This window comes from Saprospira sp. CCB-QB6, from assembly GCF_028464065.1.
Lineage (GTDB): Bacteria > Bacteroidota > Bacteroidia > Chitinophagales > Saprospiraceae > Saprospira.
Genome location: NZ_CP116808.1, coordinates 3,663,323 through 3,684,369 on the forward strand (window position 1 = coordinate 3,663,323; position 21,047 = coordinate 3,684,369).

Genomic DNA, 21,047 nt, shown 5'->3' on the forward strand with positions numbered 1-21,047 from the left:
GACAATTTTTGTTTGCCCCCTAAGATTCCGTTTTTATCGACTTGTTAGTAAAGTCACTAATACAAAGATATTTTTTCCCTAGCTTGACCTTAAACTCTCTAAGAATTACTTATGAAGCAGCTTTTCTTATCATCACTTTTTCTTCTCGTCAATTTGTCCATGCTTTGGGCAACCCACAACCGCGCTGGAGAAATAACTTATCGCCAAACTGGTGCTCTAAGTATTGAGGCCAGAATTGTTACCTATACCAAAATTAGTGGACAGTCTATCCATGCCGACAGAACCGAATTGGACCTCAGTTGGGGAGATGGAACCTCTTCTACCGTTCCTAGAGACTACTTTGTTATGCTCCACAATGATATCCGAATGAATGTCTATACGGCTACGCATAGCTATCCTGGCCCCAATCCTGGCGGTCAACCCTATGTAATGGGTATGCAAGACCCTAACCGAAATGCCGATATACTCAATGTAAATAATGGAAATTCGGTCAATGTGGCTTTCTACATACAAACAGAGGTCTTCCTCTTTCCCACTTCTATTTATGGGAATAACAACTCACCAATTTTGCTCGAACCTCCAATCGATTTTGGAGTGGTGGGCCAAATTTTTCAACATACCCCCAACGGCTATGATCCCGATGGGGATAGCGTCGCCTACGAATTAGTGACCTGCCTGAGCGATCTCAATAATCCTGTTCCTGGCTTTTTACCCGTTAATGCTATTGGCCCAGGACCAAACAATAATTTTACTTTTGACCAACAAACAGGACTTTTTACTTGGAATACTCCTCAGGTTGCCGGAGAATACAATATTGCTATTCTAGTCAAATCTTACCGAAATGGAGCCTACCTAGGTGGTATTATCCGCGATATCCAAATCGAAATTAGAAATGCTCAAAATACACCTCCATCACTAGAGGTGCCCGAAGAAATATGTGTAGAAGCTGGCGAAATTATTGACTTTGATGCCATTGCCCTAGATAGCGATATCCCCGTTCAACCCATTACCCTAACGGCTACAGGTGGCCCTCTCGAACTGACTGCTGGGGCAGCAACTTTTGCCAACACCACTGGATTTACTCCTGTCTCTAGCCAGTTCCGCTGGGAGACAAACTGCGACCATATCCAGCAACAGGCCTGGCAAGTCGTTTTTAAAGCTAGAGATTCTTTTTATACTAATAATGGACAAGATGCCTCTTTAGCCACCTTTAAAGTTTTGCGTATTAAGGTGGTGGCTCCCCATGTCCAAAATTTACAATCTACTGTTAGCCCCGGCCAAGTAGATCTTAGCTGGGATGCCCCCTATAGCTGTGAAGGCTCTGCAGGCTTTTTGGGCTTTTCGGTCTGGCGAAAATCTAGCTGTGATAATACCGAACTAGATTCTTGTACCGTTGGATTGCCCGGTCTTGGCTATACCCAAATTAACTTTGGCGCCCTAGTGACTACCGCTGGCGCTTCTGGAAACTATGAATTTACCGATCCCAACGTTCAATCAGGAGGGATTTATAGCTATCGAGTTTTACCTGAATTCGCTACTCCCGTTCCTGGAACTAATAACTTTTTGGGACCGGTATCAGGACGTAGCTCGGAAGAACTCTGTGTGCAAATGGCCCAAGACCTTCCCCTGATGACTAATGTCGATGTGGAAAGCACAGATCTCAATAATGGAGATATCTTAGTCCGTTGGGCCAAACCTAGAGCTGCCGAACTAGATACCAACTTTACAGTGCCTCCCTACCGCTACGAACTGTTCCGCTCAGAAGGACAAAATGGGGCTAATTTTCTCCCAACCCCCGTCTTTAGCTCTACAAATTTTAATAGCTACTCAGCTCTAGCCGATACGATTAGTTTCTTGGATACAGGCCTCAATACAGAGGAAAATGCCTACTCTTATCGGGTCGCTTTTTATGCCAATGGCGATACGGTTGGGACTACCAGTCTGGCCTCTTCTGTTTATCTTACTGTCAATGCAACAGATCAAACTAATCGGTTGGTTTGGACCGAAAACGTCCCCTGGACCAATACCCAATATGTCGTTTTCTTAGAAAACCCCACAGGCAGTACTACTTATACTGTACTCGATACAGTCAATACAACGACTTATGTGCATGAAGAGCTCGAAAATGGAGAAACCTACTGCTATTATATCGAAAGTATCGGTAGCTACGGCATTCCCGATGTTTTCTCGCCCTTGCTCAATAAGTCGCAACGAGCTTGTGGCTCTCCTCTAGATACAGTGGCCCCTTGCCCTCCGATTGCCGTGGCTGCCCTTTCTGGCTGCGAGGCCTTTGATGATGATTCTGATCAGGAAAATCGCGGACTCTGCGAAGGCTTTATCCGAGAAGAAACCGATATGGCCAATACCATTAGCTGGCAGTTGCCTACCGATAGCTGTGGACTCGATATTGCCGCTTATCGCGTTTATTTTGCTCCCTATTGCGATAGCACTGCCTACGAATTGGTGGCCGAAATTACCGACCTTAACGATACTTTCTTTATCCACCAACCTAGCGATTACAATTTAGCGGGTTGCTATTATGTAACTACCGTAGATTCTGTAGAAGCCAATGGCGGCGGCAATGAAAGCGTCCCTAGCATAGTGGTCCAAAGCGACAATTGTCCCTTCTACGAGCTGCCGAATGTCTTTACCCCCAATAATGACAATGCCAACGATTTCTTTGGTCCGTGTTTGCCTAGCCGCTATATCGAGGCCGTAGATTTCAGAGTCTTCAACCGCTGGGGCCAAGAGGTCTTCCGCACTGAAGATCCCGCCATCAATTGGGATGGAAAAGACCAGCAAACAGGGCAAGACCTAGCCGAAGACGTTTACTACTACACTTGCAAATTGCAAATCAATTGTATGGATTGTGAAACGGTAGCCCCGCTTAAAGGCGTTATCCACCTCATCCGAAATGCTCGATAAGTCAAGTTTATCTATTCATAGCTCTAGCGAAAGTTAGGGCTATTTTTTTGTCTATAAGAGGGTTTTGGGGCCCGCGGCCGGCTAGGCCTTTGGCCTAGGTCGGCCGCCGCTATGCTGCGGGGCTCACAGGGCTGTTCGGCCCTTCAGCCGCCTGCGGCGGCTTCGGTCTGGCCTTCGGCCACCCCTCCGCAGCGCTGGGCCAATTGACGTCTGGCCTTAGCGTCTTATCGTAATTTTAAGAAAGAGATGAAGCATCATCTACCAAGCTATTTGGTCTATAATGATTTCGCTTATTGATTATACAGAATTATACTTCGTAGCCTAGAGGTTTGTGGCCGAAGGCCAAATGGCCTAGCGATGCGGAGGGGTGGCCCGCAGGCCAGACCGAGCAGGCTTTGCCTGCGAAGGGCCGAGCGAACAGCGAGCTGCGCAACGTAGCGCCGCAAGGCGAAGCCGCAGCGGAGGCCCCCAGAAAAACAGCAATAAAAAACAGCGGCAGAAATAGGTGGATAAATACTATAGATATTTGTACTTTTGCGAGTCAATGATTTAACGACCAAGCTGGACTTTTCAAAGCATATTTAATGGTATTTGCTAGCCTCATATTTTTAACGGTCTTTTTGCCCTTGCATTTGCTGCTCTACTATGCGGTAGACAACAAGACCTATCGTAATATTCTGCTGACTTTATTCTCTTTGGCTTTTTATGCTTGGGGGGAGCCGGTCTGGATCATCTTGCTGATCATTTCGGCCTTGGTGGATTATGGTAATGGGCGTTGGATTGAGCATTTTAGGGGGACGGTCCATGCCAAATGGGGGTTGATTTCCTCTTTGTTGGTCAATTTAGGTTTGCTAGCTACCTTTAAGTACAATGTTTTCCTTTATGAAAACTTGAATGCTTTGTTTGGGACGGACCTTTGTGAAAACTTTAATGCTTTGTTTGGGACGGACTGGAAGATAACTAAATACGCCTTGCCTATTGGGATCTCCTTTTATAGCTTTCAGACCATTTCTTATACCGTAGATGTGTATAGGGGAGAGGTCAAGGCGCAAAAAAGTTTTCTGCGCTTTTTGATGTTTGTCAGTTTGTTTCATCAGTTAGTAGCTGGGCCGATTGTTCGTTATTCGGATATTGAGGACAACATTAACAATCGGAAAGAAACGGCCTATGATATTAGTCAGGGCATCTTGCGATTTTGCATTGGGCTCTTCAAGAAGGTGTTTATTGCCAATGTGGCGGGCGGTTTGGCCATCTTGTATATGGGCGAACCCAATAATCCTATAGATTTGAGTACCATTACGGTAGCCGAGGCTTGGTTTGGGATCTTAATGTTCTCCTTGCAGATTTACTATGACTTTTCGGGCTATTCGGATATGGCTATTGGTTTGGGAAGAATGTTTGGCTTTCATTATTATGAGAACTTCAATTATCCATATATAGCGAAGAGCGCGACAGATTTCTGGCGGCGTTGGCATATGTCATTGGGGAGCTTTTTTAGAGACTATATTTATATTCCCTTGGGGGGAAACCGCAAGGGGAAATTGCGGGGCTACTTCAACCTTTTCGTCGTTTGGTTTTTGACGGGTCTTTGGCATGGCGCCAGTTGGAATTTCGTCTTATGGGGCTTATATTTTGGCGTTTTGATCTTATTAGAGCGTTTAATTTTGAATAAGGTCTTTAAGCGTTTGCCGGCTATTTTTAGTCATGCTTATCTATTGATAGCGGTTGTTTTTGGTTGGGCGCTCTTTTACTTTGAGGACAGTGCGCAGCTATTTCAGTTTTTAGAAATTATGGTTGGCGCTAGTGAAAATACGCTTTGGAACTTTAAGCTGGGCCTTGTCTTGAAAGAGCATGCCTATTGGTTGGCTTTGGCGGTATTGCTTTGCCTGCCCATTTATCCGCCATTTGGAAGATGGTTTGAGAACAAGCTGCGTTTTCAGTCGGGTTTGTTTTATTGGTGGTCCTTGGGGCTCATTCAATTGATCTTGCTTTTAGTTTCTATAGCCCTACTGGTTGGCGATTCTTTCAACCCCTTCATTTATTATCGTTTCTAGCTTATGAACACCCCTTATCCATATCGTTTGAATGCCATTTTGTTTATGATCCCCTTGGGGGTTTTAGGCATTTTGTTTTTTGTTTTGCCCAAGCAGAAAGTTTCTGAAATAGAGAAGCGGGAGTTGGCGTCTATGCCTTCTTTTTCTTCTAAAAAATTTTTCAAGGGCGACTATACGAAGGAGTTGGACCTTTATTTCTCTGATAATTTTCCTTTTCGAGAAGGCTGGGTAACTGCAGCGCAGTTTATCGGGAACCATCGCGGCATCGCTAATGAAGGAGTAAAGTTTTATGCAGAAGGCATTGACATGGATGCGGGTATAGATGCTATTGCTGCGGCCAACGATAGCTTACAAGGTGATAGTTTGCAGCTGGTTGGGACCGATTCATTGGTCCAAGATAGTAGCGCCAATGATTTGTTTGAAAATGAGGGCTTTGCCTCAGATGTACAGCGCCTTAGTCGAGGCCTACTCATCTATGAAGGCATGGCGATACAGATGTTTGGCGGTAGCCGCAATACGGCTAAGCTTTGGGCTAAAGTAGTGAACGAATACCAACAGAAATTAGGACCAAAAGGGATTCAGCTACATTGTGGGGTTACGCCCACGCATGGCGAGTTTTATCTGCCTTCAGAATACATTGCAGAAGCAGTTTCGGAACGCAAAAACATTGATACCATCTATCATTATTTAGATTCGGCCGTGCACGCCTTTGATGTGACCACCGAGCTCTTTAAGCATAAGGATGAGTATTTGTTTTTCAATACGGACCATCACTGGACGGGCCGGGGGGCCTATTATGCCTACAAAGCCTTTTGCGATGAGGCCGGCCTGAAAGCGATTCCGATTGAGGAAATGGAACAGGGGACTATCCCCAACTTTTTGGGTTCGCTCTATCTCAAAACTAGAGATAAACGCCTCAAGGAAAAAGGCGATTCAGTAGAGTATTTTAAAATCCCTTACCGCCATAAAACCTATCGTTTGGTCGGGGCCGATTATAGCCGTTTGGCGGGTAGTCGCTTGTATATCGAAAATGCCAAAGGTGGGGCCGCTTATGGGGTGTTCTTGGGCGGCGATTATCCCGCTATCTGCGTATTTAGCGAGCAGGATACTTCCAATCATCGCCGTGTAGTAGTGATCAAAAACTCTTATGGGAATCCATTTGCCACTTATATTCCCTCACATTTTGAGCGAACTTATGTGATCGATTACCGCTATTTTAAGGGAAATTTGATGGACTTTATGGAGAAGAATAAGGTAACCGACCTAATTCTCTTCCACAATAGTTTTTCGGCCAATACGCCATCTCATGTAAAGATGATTAAGCGTTTATTGACCGAGGGAGGCGTTTGTGCCCCTCATGCTGTGCCTGCCCGCAAAAAAATGTTTCCGATGGGGGACTTCCTTTCTCGCCACTTTGGCAAGGTCGAAGAGTATAATTCGCATTACCTGAAAAAGCAGGAAGAATTGGCCGAGCAAGCCGCCAAAGCAGCTCAGGAAGAATGGGATAGTTTGCCTGAAAACTAGAAACTTCAGGAATCGTTTAATTGTTTTAATTTGGGGCTTCCCCTCGCTTTGCTCGGGTCGCTATGCTACGGGGCTCGCAGGTCTGCTCGGCCCTGCGCAAAAAATCGCTACGCTCATTTTGCTGGGTCTGGCCTGAGGGCCACCCCTTCACAGCGCTAAGCCAGGCCGCCTCCTTTGCGCTAAGCTTTCGAGCTCAAAAAATAACTGCTCAACCGCCTAAAATAAAAGATTCCATGCTTGGACGAATTAGTTTTTTTGCTTTCCTATTGCTCATTGTTGCACAGCAGGCTTGCCAGGCGCAGCCCGAAGCTGTAAAATTTACGCCCACTACCAAAGTTGATGTTTCTGATTATCCTTGGATGCATCCAGAACTCAATATGTTGCAGTTTTATGATCGCTCGGCTTTAGAGTTGTTGCGGCAAAAATGGAAGCGTACAGATAAAGAGAAATTGACCGTCATTCATTTTGGGGATTCGCATTGTCAGAATGATGCTCTGCCAGGCCAAATCCGCAAGCGGATGCAGGAGGTCCATGGAGCAACGGGGCGTGGCTTGATGTTCCCTACCTCTACAGCCAAAACCTATTCTTCTATTGAATACAGTACTAAACATACAGGCAGTTGGATTGCTGAACGCAGCTTCCGTATGCGCCTCAAATTGCCTTTAGGAATTCGGGGAATGAGCTGCCGCACAGAACAGGCGAATAGCAGTCTTATTTTTGACTTTAAGAAGCCTGTGCCCAAAAATTATCGCCATCTCAAAATCTTTTGTAAGCGGGATATCCGTAGTTTTGATATCGTAGTAGAAACGAGCGGTAAAAGAATTCCAGTTGTGGTTGACGCCTCTAGCCGCAAACCATATATTGAAGTAGAGCTTCCCGAAATCACGGATCAAAAACTGACCTTACATATTGTTCGCCATAATAAGTATGAATCAGAGTTTGAGTTTTATGGCATGAGCCTAGAAGATGAGGCCGATAAGGGGGCTGTGGTCCATAATGCTGGAGTAGGAGCGGCCAAGTATAACTCTTTGCTCAATCAAATTTTGCTTTGGGAACAATTGCCCCATTTGCAGCCTGATGTAGCTATTATTGATTTTGGGACCAATGATTATCTGTATTATGATAAGCTTGAGCCAGAGCTAGAGAGCGAAATCAAAACGATCATTGATAAGATGCGCAAAGCGGTGCCCGATATCTGTATTATCCTCACGAGCACACAAGACCTTTTCTGGAAAAAGAAAAACTGTATGTCTGGGGAGCCTTTCTCGGATATGATGCACAAAATTGCCTACGATAAAAAATGTGCGCTTTTTGATTGGTATTGGATTTCTGGTGGCCAACGCAAAATGTTAGATTGGACCAAAAGCCGCTTGGCTCAACCCGATATGGTGCACTTGACCGTAAAAGGGTATCGCCTAAAAGGAGACCTCTTTTTTGAGGCCCTTCAAAATAGTTTGGCTTGGCTAGATGAAAACCCCAAAGAAAATGAGTTCTTTTTCCGCATTGATAAACTTAAAGAAGAACAGGCCGTCTTAAGAAATGGAGGAAAGCCCAAATCTGAGGCGATGAGCCAAAGCAGCACAAAAAATAATCAAAAACCTGCAGCGGCTAAAGGCAATTATCGCACACATATTGTTAGAAGTGGAGAATCCTTGTATTCGATCAGTCTAAAGTATAATGTGAGCATTCAGGAATTGAAAAGATGGAACAATAAAAGTAAAAACACCATCTATAAAGGAGATCGCCTCAAAATTTATAAATAACTCGGCCTTTAGGCCCAAAAACCAACAAGATGAAAAGATTCGCAATTTATTTCCTTGGCCTTTTTCTAAGCTTGGGCCTATTGTCTTCTTGTGAAGAAGCCGAAAAGTTGACACAGTTTAACTTAGACTATAATAGTACGGTGACCATTCCGTCTACTTTTGGAGTACAAGTTCCTTTTGATGTGTCTACGCCTGCTATCAGCACTAGTGCGAGCAGCCAATTTGAGTCAAATGATACCCGTAAGGATTTAATTGAAGAAATTCAATTAACTGAAATGACCTTGACCATTAACAGTCCTTCTGGAGCTGATTTCTCTTTTCTAGAGTCTATTGAGGTATTCATTTCTGCTGATAGCTTAGGCGAAACGCGCATTGCTTATCAAGATTCTGTGGCAGTAGCTGCTGGAGAATCATTGAGCTTGACCACTACTGGGGTCGATCTTCAGGAGTACATCAAAGCTGATGAATTTAGCCTAAGAGTAAATGCGGTAACAGATGAAGCCATTAGCCAAGATCATGAGCTAAATATTTACACCAAGTTTTTTGTCGACGCAAAAATCTTTGGGATCTAGGCGTTCTCGCTGGATTATACAAAGCGAAACTTGCTATTGAGCAAGTTTCGCTTTTTTTTTGCGGTAGGTTAAAACCCACCGCAAAAATGGTATCGCTTTGCGATGAGTTATGAATGAGGGTTGAAACCCTCATGAATTTAGCTTCGGGCCCCAAAAGCTCATCTAGATAAAAATCTTCTTGAAAAATGTTTATCTTTTCGGCAAATCGAAGAAAATGATCAAAGCTGTAAATATTCGCAAATCTTATCAGCAATTGCAGGTGCTCAAGGGGGTAAGTTTAGAGATTGCCAAGGGCGAGCTGGTGAGTATTGTAGGGAAATCGGGGGCAGGTAAAAGTACTTTGCTGCATATTATTGGGACCTTGGACCAAGCCGATGAGGGCGAGCTCTGGATTGATGGGCAAAATTGTGGAGAAATGAAGAAAAAGGCGCTTTCGCGCTTTAGAAATGAGCAAATTGGTTTTGTCTTTCAATTTCATCACCTTTTGCCTGAATTTACGGCCTTAGAAAATGTTTGTATGCCTGCATTCATTAAAAAAACGCCTGAAAAAGAAGCGCATAAAAAGGCTAAAGAATTATTGGATTATTTGGGGCTGGCCGATCGGATGAACCACAAACCCCAGCAATTGTCGGGCGGAGAACAACAACGAGTGGCGGTAGCACGGGCTTTAATTAACTCGCCAGCAGTGGTTTTGGCCGATGAACCTTCGGGGAATTTGGATAGCCAAAATTCGGAAGAACTGCATCAGCTCTTTTTTAATTTGCGCAAAGATTTTGAACAAACTTTTGTCATTGTGACGCATAATCTGGAGCTAGCCAAAATGAGTGATCGCTGCCTGCAGATGCAGGATGGGTTGATTGTGGAAGAACTGCGCTAAATCGAAAAAAATGACAAATCCCTTTGAGGAAATTCCCGAATTGGCCGAGGCCCAGAAAAAAATGGCCCAAAAAGTAGAATGTATTGGTTATCAACCTAAAAAAGGAGATTTAATCTTCAGCTTGGATATTCAGTATGTAGAAGAGGATGCTTTTGTGGCCATAGACGTTTTGCGTTGGCAAGAAGGAGCCGAAAAAGTATATTTATCGGCCCAAAAGGCGGGCATGGAATATCGACCGCGTTATTTTTCTTTTCGAGAGGGACCGCCTTTATTAGCGGCTATTTTGGCCTTAGAAGAAAAATTGGGCGAAAAAGCCAGTTGTTTATTGGTGGATGGGCATGGCATTGCGCATCCTCGGCGCTTGGGTGTGGCCAGTTGGTTGGGCGTTCAGGCCGATCGGCCAAGTATCGGAATGGCCAAACGTCCATTATTAGCGGTTGATGATCCAGCAGGAAGGGAAAGAGGAAGTATTTCGCCCATTATGCAAAATCAAGAGCTTTTGGGTTATGCCTTGCGCAGCCAAACAGATGTAAAACCTATATATATAAGTCTGGGCCATAAAATAGATTTAGAAACGGCTAGAGAAATGGTTTTACAGTTAGCCGATCAAGGCTATCGGATTCCAGAGCCCATCCGAAGAGCTGATCATGCGGCCCGCGCTTTTGCCAAGGGCCAAAGCGAATTAGGGGAAGTTTTTTAGGACCAAAGTTTGGCCGTCCCTTAAAAAAGTGGCATTTTAGGCGGCGAAAAAAATATCGAGAAGCTATGCAAGATAAACTACAAACGCTACAAGATAAATTGGCCCAAGCGGCTCAAGGTGGCGGAGAAAAACGGATAGAGAAACAACATGCAAAGGGCAAACTCACTGCCCGTGAACGTATTCATTTCTTTTTGGACCCCGGTTCTTTTGAAGAAATGGGCGCATTGGTTACCCATCGTTGCAATGACTTTGGGATGGAAAAAGAAAAAATCTATGGCGATGGCGTCGTGACGGGCTACGGAACGGTGGAAGGACGTTTGGTCTACGTTTTTGCTCAAGATTTTACCGTTTTTGGTGGTTCTCTTTCTGAAACTCACGCAGAAAAGATCTGCAAGTTGATGGATATGGCCATAAAAAATGGAGCACCTTTGGTGGGCCTCAATGATTCTGGTGGAGCACGTATTCAAGAAGGCGTGCAGTCTTTGGGCGGTTATGCCGATATTTTTTATCGCAATACTTTGGCCTCTGGCGTAATTCCACAAATTTCTGCCATTATGGGCCCATGCGCAGGCGGTGCAGTATATTCTCCCGCTTTGACCGATTTTATTTATATGGTGGAGCAAAGCTCTTATATGTTCATCACGGGTCCCAATGTGGTAAAAACAGTGACCAATGAAGAAGTAAGTGCTGAAGAATTGGGCGGAGCGATGACGCATGCCGTCAAATCTGGCGTGACGCATTTTACCGCTCAAAATGATATGGATTGTTTGCTTCAGATTAAAAAGTTGCTTTCTTATTTGCCCCAAAACTGCGAAGAAGAAGCTCCATTTTTGCCTTATGAAGGCGGCCAAGAAGAACGTCCCGCACTAAATACAATGGTGCCCGAAAATCCCAATCATCCTTATGATATGCGTGCTTTGATCGAAGAATTGGTGGATACTGATTCTTTTTATGAGGTCAATAAAGAGTATGCAGAAAATATCGTGGTTGGTTTTGCTCGCCTTGGCGGCAGAAGTATTGGCGTTCTGGCCAATAATCCCATGGTGTTGGCGGGTTGCTTGGACGTAGATTGCTCGAAAAAAGGCGCTCGTTTTGTACGCACTTGCGATGCTTATAATATTCCCATTTTGGTTCTAGAAGATGTTCCTGGATTTTTGCCCGGCACTGATCAAGAATGGAATGGCATTATTAGTAATGGCGCAAAATTGCTTTATGCGTTCTGTGAGGCCACTGTTCCCCGCATTACGGTCATCACTCGCAAAGCCTATGGCGGAGCCTATGATGTAATGAACTCTAAACATATTGGTGCCGATTTGAATTTTGCTTGGCCTTCTGCAGAAATTGCAGTAATGGGCGCTAAAGGCGCTTCAGAAATTATTTTCCGCCGAGAAATTATGGCCGCCGATGATAGCACCGCCAAATTGGCCGAAAAAGAAGCCGAATACGCAGAAAAATTTGCCAATCCTTATCGCGCCGCCGCTCGCGGCTTTGTCGATGCCGTGATTGAGCCTTCTACTAGCCGCGAACGCTTAATTAAAGCCTTCAAAATGCTAGAAAATAAAGTGGATGTTCGTCCCCGAAAAAAACATGGCAATATGCCCCTCTAAATTTAGAGCCTAATTTTCAAAGCTGTCGATTTTTATCGGCAGCTTTTTTTTTGTTCTTTTTTGGGGCCTCCGCTGCGGCTTCGCCTTGCGGCGCTACGCTTTGGGGCTCGCTAGTCGCTCGGCCCTGCGTTTTTTTCGCTGCGCTCAAAAAACTTGGTCTGGCCTTCGGCCACCCCGCCGCATCGCTAGGCCAAAAGGCTCGCTTCGCTCTCCTTTTTTGCACAACCTTAGTTTTTTCTCTGAGCTTTTTTCTTCGGCCGTTAAATTCCCCTTTCAATTAGCGGCTTTCAATTAGGCTCAAGCAAAAAAAACAAGTGAATTTTTCTATCTGCCTGAAAAGGACTAATTTTTTGGGGCCTAAAAAATAGCTCTGTTTGGCAGATAGCTAGTTAGAATTTATTATTTCTTAGGGCTTCCTTTTGAATGAAGATCTCCTTTTTCTGATCTTTTAATTCATCTAATTCTTCAAAAAACTCATTTAAGGCCAGTTTTTTAAACTTAGCTTGCTCCTCAATTGCTTTTTGTGAAGAGTTGATATAATTTGCTCTGTCTTTTAAATATTCTTCTCCATCTTTTTCCCAGTTCGCTATATCTTGGTCTAAGTGGGCGTATTTTTCTTGCATTTTTTGGAAGTATGCTAAATCATTTTTTTCTTTTTCCTGAAATAATTCTTGCAAGCGACTTTTTAGCTTTTCTATTTGAGCACTAGAAAGGATAGCCTTTTTTTCTAGTGCGGTAATTTTATGGCCCAAATCTGATAGGGTAGCGGGAGACCCTAAGCTTGGAAAAGCTGCGCATATTTGTTCGAGTAAATGATCTAAACTTCTTTTTTGAGCCTGTATGGCCTCTTCTTGAAGTAGGTCATGACGCTTTTCAAGTGCTTTTTTTGTTTTTTGCCATTTTGTTTCCCAGGGACCAATAAAGGCTTGTTTTTTTTCTTTTTGGCTATGCAGTATTTTTTGCAAATTTGCTTCTAATCGACTGTAAGATTTTTGTAACTGGGTCATTCGGTGGTTATAATCTTTGATCAGATTATTGGTTGGAATGGATGAAGAAGCATTATTATTTTTTTGCTTTTGAATCAGATTCAAGAAGAAGCCTACAAAATAAAAAAGGGTAAATAGACCGTAGCTAGGCAAATAGTCTTTAAAGGTAGGCCAAAAAAGACTGCTATCGCCTTCCATAAGGATATTGGAAATTTTAAAAGTAATTACATTCCAAGCAGCTATTGTAATCAGTTTTAAAAAGACACTTAAACTCTCTAAAGAAAAAAAATGACCTTCTTCTTGCTTTGAAAATATTTTAGCTACCCAAAAACTACTAAGGCCCAAAATGCCCCAATTGAGTGTATAAAGTGTAATGAGGGTTTCCAATGAGAGCTTTTCTATTCCCCCCCAAATAAGCAAGGCCGCTATGCTAGATTGAATAGCAATTTGCAAGTAGTGATTATAGGGAGCAGAAATTTGTTTGGACTTTTTTAAAGACTTTCCTATCAGCCATAAAATTAGTGCGCCGCCTAAATACCAGAATAGATGGAACAAAAGATAAAAAGCCGTGAAGGTAAAAATAGAACCAGCAATAAGGATGAGATAAGTCGCTTTGTATAAAAAAAAGCTTAGGATAGCTAAGCAGCCTTCATTTGTGCCAATTTGCTTTTCGGCCAAAACACTTTTTTTGAGGGCCATTAACTCTTGGGCGATATTGGGCAAGAGTTCTTTAAGCTTTATTTTTATGGGCTTAAATACATGGAAAAGTTGTTCCTTAGGAGCTAGTTGTAAAGGTTTTATCCGCTCTATAATTTTCTGCTCCTCAAAGTTGAGAAGGAGTGCCCAGCCCCCCATTTCTCGAAGCAATTGATAGCACCATTCTTCTGGATTCGCTCTTTTTTGGGCTTGTTGCAAGCCCACTACAAAAGTTTTGGTAAATAAATTTTTTAGCCCTTTCGGAAGTGCCTCATATTTTTGATGAGGGGGTGGCAAAAACTTAAGCCATTCCTTAGCTTTTGGATGATGCACATATAAGCCCGCCTCAATTTTTTCATGCAAACTGGTACAGGATTCATATTCTCCTCTAGCTGAAGCGGCAAAGGGATGAATACCAAAAAATAATTTATAAAGAATAATAGCCAAGGCAAAATTATCCCAACTATGGTCAAAGCGTTTTATTTTTTGCTCAGCATAATATTCTGGGGCAGAATATTCAGGGGTGGCCACAGCAGCCTTAAAAAATTGATCGTCATCCGAAATCTGTAGAGAATCAACATCTACAATAGAAATTTGTCCATCGGTTTGGACCAAAATATTTTCAGGTTTTAGATCAACTAGCACATATTTTTTTTTCGCTTGCAGTTGGCGAATAGCATTGACTAAATTAAAGGCAATTTTCAAACGAAACTTTAGGCTATCGGCCTGATCAAATGCTAAGCGTTTCCAGGCGGGATCAATTTTTTTAGGCAATTTAGGAAAACAAAGTAATTCTAATTTTTTCCCTTGCGCCAAGGGCATCATTAGTGCAATTTGTTCGCCTTTTTCATTTTGCAAAAGTGCTTCAGGCCAGATAAAACTGGGCGTCACTCCTTCTTGTCCTTGCTGCAATGGATCTTTAATCAAGATCTCCAATTTGGCTAGCTTTTCAGCCGTCCTTTTATGTGGATAATAAATTTTAACGACCCGATCACTATACTTTGCAGGCGCCAAAATATGAAACAAGCTACCTTCTCCACCAGAAGCAAACGCTTTTGACGCTAAAGAAATCCCTTCTCCTGTTTCACTCAAAAAAAGAGTCAGGTCTTGTTTCGTTGTTTTGTTTTCTTCCATAACCTTAGTATGAGGCCAAATTTAATGAACTTTAGGAGAAAAACGTTTTTTGTTGGGGCTAGCCTATGGCGAGGGCTCTGCAGTTGTCTTTTTTGTTGGCCCTTAAATCTCCCTTTCAAATAGCGGCTTTCAATTAGTGATGGGGTTAAAAAATAATAGAATTTTTCTTCGGCCAAAAAACTGCGGTGGTCTGTAGGTTGAAACCTACAGCCAGACAATAAAAAGGCATTTCATTTTAAATAGAGGCTTGAAAGCCTCCATAAAAAACAAGGATAAAATTTCTTTTTTGGAAAAAAGCTGACTTAAATCTGATGAATAATTTTTAGGCTGAAAAAACTAATTGGACCTGTAGGTTAAAACCTACAGCAACAGCAACAAAACAGCACAAAAAAAGTAGCCGAGGATTAAAATCCTCAGCTACAATCACTATTTTTTATGGGCCGATGGTTTTAACCTTCGGCCCATTTTTTTGGATGTAGAATGGCCTCCCTTTTTGCTGTGGGTTTTAACCCACAGCTTCAAAAAACAACCGCAAAACTGCCGAAGAAAAAAGCTAAAAGAAAAAAATTAGATGAGCGGCCTAGCGATGTGCAGCAGTGGCCGTTAGGCCAGACCAAGCAAAAAACTTGTTTTTTTGCGCAGGGCCGAGCGAAGAGCGAGCTGCGAAACGTAGCGCCGCAAGGCGAAGCCGCAGCGGAGGCCCAAAAAAACAACAGAAAAATATTTTCCATAAAAAGAAGACCGTAAAAATCCTATTTTAAGGGGCCTAAAATAGATAAAGCATAATGATGAGGAGGAGACCGATTAAGCCATTTTTAGTTGTCGTTTTGCTTTGGAATAAATAAAAAATAAAGATGGAAATAGCCTTAAAACTAGCAGAATTAAAAGCCGCTTTTTTAAAAGAATGGCCCTTAGAGCGACTCGAAAAAATGAGTCTGGAGGAATATAGTAATACTGAACAAACCTCTTTTTGTTATTGGTTAGAATATAAAACTAGACCTTTGGGTAGTGCTGGAGGAGGCTCTTCTTTTAATCACGGCATTTATAAAATGAAAACGCCCACAAAGTCGAGCAAAGAGAGCCAAAAAAATGATGGAGAATATGCTTGGCAGGCAAAATATGGAGAAACAGCAGCAGAGGCCTTTAAAAATGTTCGTCAAATTATTTATGCAGCAGCCTTGGCTGGAAAAGAAAATCGCTTAGCCGATTTGGCAGATTTAGATTATGGAGAAGCTTTGCGTAGAAAAATTGCTTTCTTATATAGCGATTATAAAGTTGTAAACACCTTCAAACAAGAAGATCTTCTGTTAGCAGCTCAAGCTTTTGGTTATGATGGCGAAGATTTAAGTTATAGTAGCTTAAATAATTATTTGTTGGCTCAGAAAGGGGAACAAGATTTTTTTGCTTTTGGCGAAACGCTCTGGGATTGGAAAATTAAAAATCCAAATCCTTATCCTAAGGCAAATGCAGAAGTAGAAAATCGATTGATTAAAATGCTTCGGAAAATTAGTAGGGCAGAGGCTAGTTTGCTTTTTAATTTGATGGAGCAAGTGATTGAAAAATTAAATATAGATCGGAACGACCCTAGAGTGATGTACTCTTTGCCTAAAAGTCAGCCTGTATTAGCATTGACTATTGGGCAAAGACAAGTGATTATATATATGTATGAAGATGGACTTAAAGTCTATAAATACATTGATACACGGCTGTCGATGAAAAAATGGATTCATTCCGTATTAAATATAGAAGAACTCCAAGCACAACTGCCCGTAATTATCGCTTCTTCGGCTAAGGAGCTGGAACGGACTAAGAAAACAAGTTTTGCAAAATATAATGTAGCGGAATTAGAGGAAGCACTATATAATGCGGCCTATAAAGAATATATTTTTGATTTGGCTTATGTTAGAGAGGAAGAAAATTCCGAACAGCTTGAAAAATGGCCTGAACAAAGATTGCACTTTCCCAACAACCAAATTCTTTTTGGCCCTCCTGGCACCGGAAAAACCTACAACAGCATCAATTATGCACTGGCTATTTTGGCGGGAGTAGATTTGGAGGAGCTAAATACAATAGAAAAGGACAATCACTTAGAAAAAGCCCAGCAGATTTTTTCCGATTTAAATTTAGAAGGCCCTTTTACTACTGGCCGAGAAATTTTGCGGGCTGCTTATAGGCAGTACAAAGAGTTGGGACAAATTCAGTTCACTACTTTTCATCAAAGTATGAGCTATGAAGATTTTGTAGAGGGGATCAAGCCTGTATTGGAAGAAGAAAGCGAGGGGAATTTGTCCTATGAAATTAAGGCGGGGATTTTTAAGCAGTTGGCTCAACTTGCAGCACAAAATTACTTGGGCGAAAATCGACTGCATGCCGAAAGTAGTTTTGATGCTGTCTTTGCAAAATTTTTGGCTGCTTGGGAAGCCCATCCAAATATGGCCTTTTCTTTACGTCGAGCAAATTCAGAATTTCAAATTTATGCGATCGATCAGGAAAGGGGGCGGATTCATTTTGAAAAAGCTAGTGGTAGCCGAACACACTATTTGAGATTAGCCACGCTAAAAGAAATATTTACCGGCGAGCGAGACTTTAATTTAAAAGAAGGATTGGGAATTTATTATCAATCCATTTTGAATGCCTTAGAGCAATATGCTACGGATTCAAAAATAGAGGCGCAAAAAAACTACGTCCTCATCATTGATGAGATTAACCGCGGGAACATTTCAGAAATTTTGGGCGAACTCATCACTTTATTGGAAGAAGATAAACGTTTGGGCCAAAAAGAAAGCTTAGAAGTTGTTCTGCCTTATAGCAAAGACGAATTTTCGGTGCCGCCCAATTTATACATTATTGGAACGATGAACACGGCAGACCGCTCCGTAGAAGCTTTGGATGCCGCTTTGCGCAGAAGATTTAGTTTTGTGGAAATGCCGCCTCGTCCAGAATTGCTCAAAAATATTTTGGTTTATGGCTATGCGATGGAAAAATTACTATTGACCATCAATCAACGGATAGAGCGACTACTGTCTAAAGATCATTTAATTGGCCACAGTTATTTTTTGCCCATAAAAAATGCGGAAGCGCCAGAAAAAGAGTTGGCTTTGGCCTTTCAGCATAAAATTATTCCACTTTTGCAAGAGTATTTTTATGGCGACTTTGGAAAAATTGGGTTGGTTTTGGGCCAGGGATTTGTCCGCAAAGAAGACGCGGCCCAAATTTTTGCCGCTATAGATTATGAGCCCTTGATGGAAGAGGAGCGTTTTCAGTTGATTCCTTGGGCGGAAGTAGATTTGGAAGCCGCCTTGGCGCAGCTTGGGCTAGAAAAAGAAGCATAAAATAAGGCCTTATGAACAAGCAATTTACTGTTTACGAGCACGAGAAATTGTATTTGGGCGAAAACGGCTTGACGAAAAAGCAGTTAGAGCAGCTACAAGTTTTTCATGAGCGGGGCGGCCATCCTTATTTTTCTTTGGGCCATAAATATGTCAAGTTTTGCGAGCAGGTAGGTGTTTTGCAACTGGCTGATTTTAGCATTGAAATTTTGCCCAAGGCCGATAAATCCGTGGATCAAAATCACTGGCGAAAAATGTTGATTGATATTTTGCGTGCTGTGGATAGTTTGCCCATTCAAACGCCCAGCAGCAGCCAGTTGAAACTCAAACCCAACGCAATTTTATCGCTTTACTTTGATTTATATATCAAAGAGTTGCAGTATTTATTGCATAGAGGATTGATTAAGCGCTACAAAAAAGTGGAGCGAAATCAAACGGCCTTAAAAGGGAAGTTAATTTTTGCCAAGCAGCTTCAAAAAAATGTTTGTCAGCAGCAGCGTTTTTACGTTCGCCACAGTCAATATAATAAGGAGCATTTGATTCATCATATTTTGTACAAAGCATTGATTTTATTGAGTAAAGTTAATCGAGAGGCAAATTTGAAGAGTAAAATTAGCTCGCTATTGCTTGATTTTCCGCCCATGCCCGATCTTTTTATTTCGGAGGCCAGTTTTCAAAAAATTTCTTTTCATCGCAATAATGAACATTATCGGCGGGCGCTGGCTATTGCGCGGCTATTATTATTGCATTATCATCCCGATTTGCAGCGCGGGCAGCAAGAAGTTTTGGCCCTGATGTTTGATATGAATGCTCTTTGGGAGCGCTTTATTTTTAAGAGTTTAAAAAAACAATTGGGTCCCAACGATCGCATTTGGGCCGAGCCGCGAAAAAAGTTTTGGCAATTTTCGGATCAAAATTCATCCGTTTACATGAAGCCCGACATTATTTTGCAGCTCAACAACAAAAAATATGTGTTAGATTGCAAATGGAAGCGATTGGAGCAATCTAAACCTTCCCCGCATGATTTACGGCAACTTTATGTCTATCTAGATTATTATGAGGGCCAAAAAGCGGCTTTAATTCACCCAAATGGAGTGTCTAAAGCAGGTTTTTTTCAGCCACAAAAAAATACGGATGCAAAAGACTGTAGTGTTTTAGGCGTTTCTATTCCCAGCAATAAAAATATAGGGAGTTGGCAGCAAGAGATATTTAGGCAGGTAAAAAATTGGGCAGAGGAATAATTTTTTGATTTTTTGGGGCCTCCGCTGCGGCTTCGCCTTGCGGCGCTACGCTTTGGGGCTCGCTATTCGCTCGGCCCTGCGTTTTTTTCGCTGCGCTCAAAAAACTGGGTCTGGCCTTCGGCCACCCCGCCGCATCGCTAGGCCAAAAGGCTCGCTTCGCTCTCCTTTTTTGCACAACCTTAGTTTTTCTCTGGGCTTTTTTTCTTCGGCGCTTAAAATCCCCTTTCAAATAGCGGCTTTCAATTAGCAATTGGGTAAAAAAACAATAGAATTTTTTCTTCGGCAAAAAAACTGCGGTGGTCTGTAGGTTGAAACCTACAGCCAGACAACAAAAAGGCATTGCATTTTAAATGGAGGTTTAAAAACCTCCATAAAAAAACAGGGATGAAAATTTCTCTTGGGAAAATCAATGGACCAAAAACCATCAAGTTCAAAGCGGAAGAGGATTTTAATCCTCTCCGCACTATAGATGTAGAATGGAATTGTTGTATGGCTGTGGGTTTCAACCCACAGATTCAAAAAAATCCCCTCGCAGGAGGGGATGATAATTTTTTGGCTAGCCTAGGGCTTTAGCCCTGGGGTTCCTATGAAAATTATGGGGAAGAAATAATAGCAATCGTTTTTACCCCTGAATTTTAGTGTGGAGTTATTTTACGGCCATGGGCTGAAGCCCATGGTTGTAGACTGAGCAAACTGGCGGGCTAAAGCCCTTGTTTGCTGGAAAATGGGAAACATTTTAGCTCCAAGAAAAAAACAGCCGCCCAAACCACAACCACAAAAAAAATCCCCTCGCAGGAAGGGATGATAATTTTTTGGCTAGCCTAGGGCCTTGGCCCTAGGGTTCCTATGAAATTTATGTGGGATGAAAAAAATCCCCTTTCAAATAGCGGCTTTCAATTAGCAATGGGGTGAAAAAACAATAGCATTTTTCTTCGGCCAAAAAACTGCGGTGGTCTGTAGGTTGAAACCTACAGCCAGACAACAAAAAGGCATTTAAAAAAACAAGGGAAAAATTTCTCTTTGGAAAAAAGCTGGCCTAAATATGATGAATTATTTTTAGGCTGAAAAAACTAATTGGACCTGTAGGTTAAAACCTACAGCAAGAGTACAAAACAGCACAAAAAAAAAGTAGCCGAGGATTAAAATCCTCAGCTACAATCAAGATTTTTTATGGGCCGATGGTTTTAACCTTCGGCTCATTTTTTTGGATGTAGAACGGCCCTTTTTTTTGCTGTGGGTTTTAACCCACAGGACTGTAAAAGACCACAATTTTTTCTTCGGCAAAAAAACAATGGACCAAAAATCATCATGTTCAAAGCGGAAGAGGATTTTAATCCTCTCCGCACTATAGATGTAGAATGGGATTGTTGTATGGCTGTGGGTTTCAACCCACAGATTCAAAAAACAACCGCCAAACCACAACCACAAAAAAAAATCCCCTCGCAGGAGGGGATGATAATTTTTTGGCTAGCCTAGGGCTTTAGCCCTGGGGTTCCTATGAAAATTATGGGGAAGAAATAATAGCAATCGTTTTTACCCCTGAATTTTAGTGTGGAGTTATTTTACGGCCATGGGCTGAAGCCCATGGTTGATTGTCTATGCAAACTGGCGGGCTAAAGCCCTTGTTTGCTGGAAAATG

General features: G+C 42.3%; 14 protein-coding genes. 13 read left to right on the plus strand and 1 reads right to left on the minus strand.

The genetic code is table 11. The features are described from left to right. The first annotated feature begins 111 nt into the window (after positions 1 to 111). From PPO43_RS14085 to PPO43_RS14120, 8 genes are all read left to right on the plus strand, one after another. Positions 112 to 2,925 carry a gliding motility-associated C-terminal domain-containing protein gene (locus tag PPO43_RS14085; protein WP_272618878.1) on the plus strand — a complete coding sequence of 938 codons (2,814 nt, stop codon included), beginning with the start codon at positions 112 to 114 and terminating at the stop codon, positions 2,923 to 2,925. Between the two features lie 584 nt (positions 2,926 to 3,509). Beyond that, positions 3,510 to 4,979 (plus strand): MBOAT family O-acyltransferase, encoded by a 1,470-nt coding sequence (locus PPO43_RS14090; protein ID WP_272618880.1) that lies wholly within the window; start codon positions 3,510 to 3,512, stop codon positions 4,977 to 4,979. 3 nt (positions 4,980 to 4,982) lie between these two features. Beyond that, positions 4,983 to 6,503 carry a DHHW family protein gene (locus tag PPO43_RS14095; RefSeq protein ID WP_272618882.1) on the plus strand — a complete coding sequence of 507 codons (1,521 nt, stop codon included), beginning with the start codon at positions 4,983 to 4,985 and terminating at the stop codon, positions 6,501 to 6,503. A gap of 233 nt (positions 6,504 to 6,736) precedes the next feature. After that, positions 6,737 to 8,266: a GDSL-type esterase/lipase family protein gene (locus tag PPO43_RS14100; protein WP_272618883.1), complete on the plus strand. Its 1,530-nt coding sequence runs from the start codon at positions 6,737 to 6,739 to the stop codon at positions 8,264 to 8,266. Positions 8,267 to 8,295: 29 nt separating this feature from the next. Continuing rightward, positions 8,296 to 8,838, plus strand: a complete 543-nt coding sequence (locus tag PPO43_RS14105; RefSeq protein ID WP_272618885.1) for a hypothetical protein — start codon at positions 8,296 to 8,298, stop codon at positions 8,836 to 8,838. 214 nt (positions 8,839 to 9,052) lie between these two features. After that, entirely contained in the window at positions 9,053 to 9,715 is a 663-nt protein-coding gene (locus PPO43_RS14110; protein WP_272618887.1) for an ABC transporter ATP-binding protein, read from the plus strand. A 10-nt stretch (positions 9,716 to 9,725) separates the two neighbouring features. Then, positions 9,726 to 10,415: an endonuclease V gene (locus PPO43_RS14115; RefSeq protein WP_272618888.1), complete on the plus strand. Its 690-nt coding sequence runs from the start codon at positions 9,726 to 9,728 to the stop codon at positions 10,413 to 10,415. Between the two features lie 65 nt (positions 10,416 to 10,480). After that, positions 10,481 to 12,022 (plus strand): acyl-CoA carboxylase subunit beta, encoded by a 1,542-nt coding sequence (locus PPO43_RS14120; RefSeq protein ID WP_272618889.1) that lies wholly within the window; start codon positions 10,481 to 10,483, stop codon positions 12,020 to 12,022. A gap of 389 nt (positions 12,023 to 12,411) precedes the next feature. Here PPO43_RS14120 and PPO43_RS14125 read toward each other — a convergent pair whose 3' ends face one another. Further along, complete coding sequence (locus tag PPO43_RS14125) at positions 12,412 to 14,838, minus strand: protein kinase domain-containing protein (RefSeq protein ID WP_272618890.1); 2,427 nt, start codon at positions 14,836 to 14,838, stop codon at positions 12,412 to 12,414. A 480-nt stretch (positions 14,839 to 15,318) separates the two neighbouring features. Between PPO43_RS14125 and PPO43_RS14130 the strand changes: the two genes are divergently transcribed. The 5 genes from PPO43_RS14130 to PPO43_RS14150 all read left to right on the plus strand — a co-directional run bounded on the left by PPO43_RS14130 (position 15,319) and on the right by PPO43_RS14150 (position 20,884). Then, positions 15,319 to 15,585: a hypothetical protein gene (locus PPO43_RS14130; protein WP_272618891.1), complete on the plus strand. Its 267-nt coding sequence runs from the start codon at positions 15,319 to 15,321 to the stop codon at positions 15,583 to 15,585. A 107-nt stretch (positions 15,586 to 15,692) separates the two neighbouring features. Further along, positions 15,693 to 18,170: an McrB family protein gene (locus PPO43_RS14135; RefSeq protein ID WP_272618892.1), complete on the plus strand. Its 2,478-nt coding sequence runs from the start codon at positions 15,693 to 15,695 to the stop codon at positions 18,168 to 18,170. Between the two features lie 11 nt (positions 18,171 to 18,181). Continuing rightward, complete coding sequence (locus tag PPO43_RS14140) at positions 18,182 to 19,408, plus strand: McrC family protein (RefSeq protein WP_272618893.1); 1,227 nt, start codon at positions 18,182 to 18,184, stop codon at positions 19,406 to 19,408. A 384-nt stretch (positions 19,409 to 19,792) separates the two neighbouring features. Next, positions 19,793 to 19,981 (plus strand): hypothetical protein, encoded by a 189-nt coding sequence (locus PPO43_RS14145; RefSeq protein WP_272618894.1) that lies wholly within the window; start codon positions 19,793 to 19,795, stop codon positions 19,979 to 19,981. Positions 19,982 to 20,716: 735 nt separating this feature from the next. Then, a complete protein-coding gene (locus PPO43_RS14150) occupies positions 20,717 to 20,884 on the plus strand; it encodes a hypothetical protein (protein WP_272618896.1) in 168 nt (55 codons plus the stop codon). Positions 20,885 to 21,047: the final 163 nt, after the last annotated feature.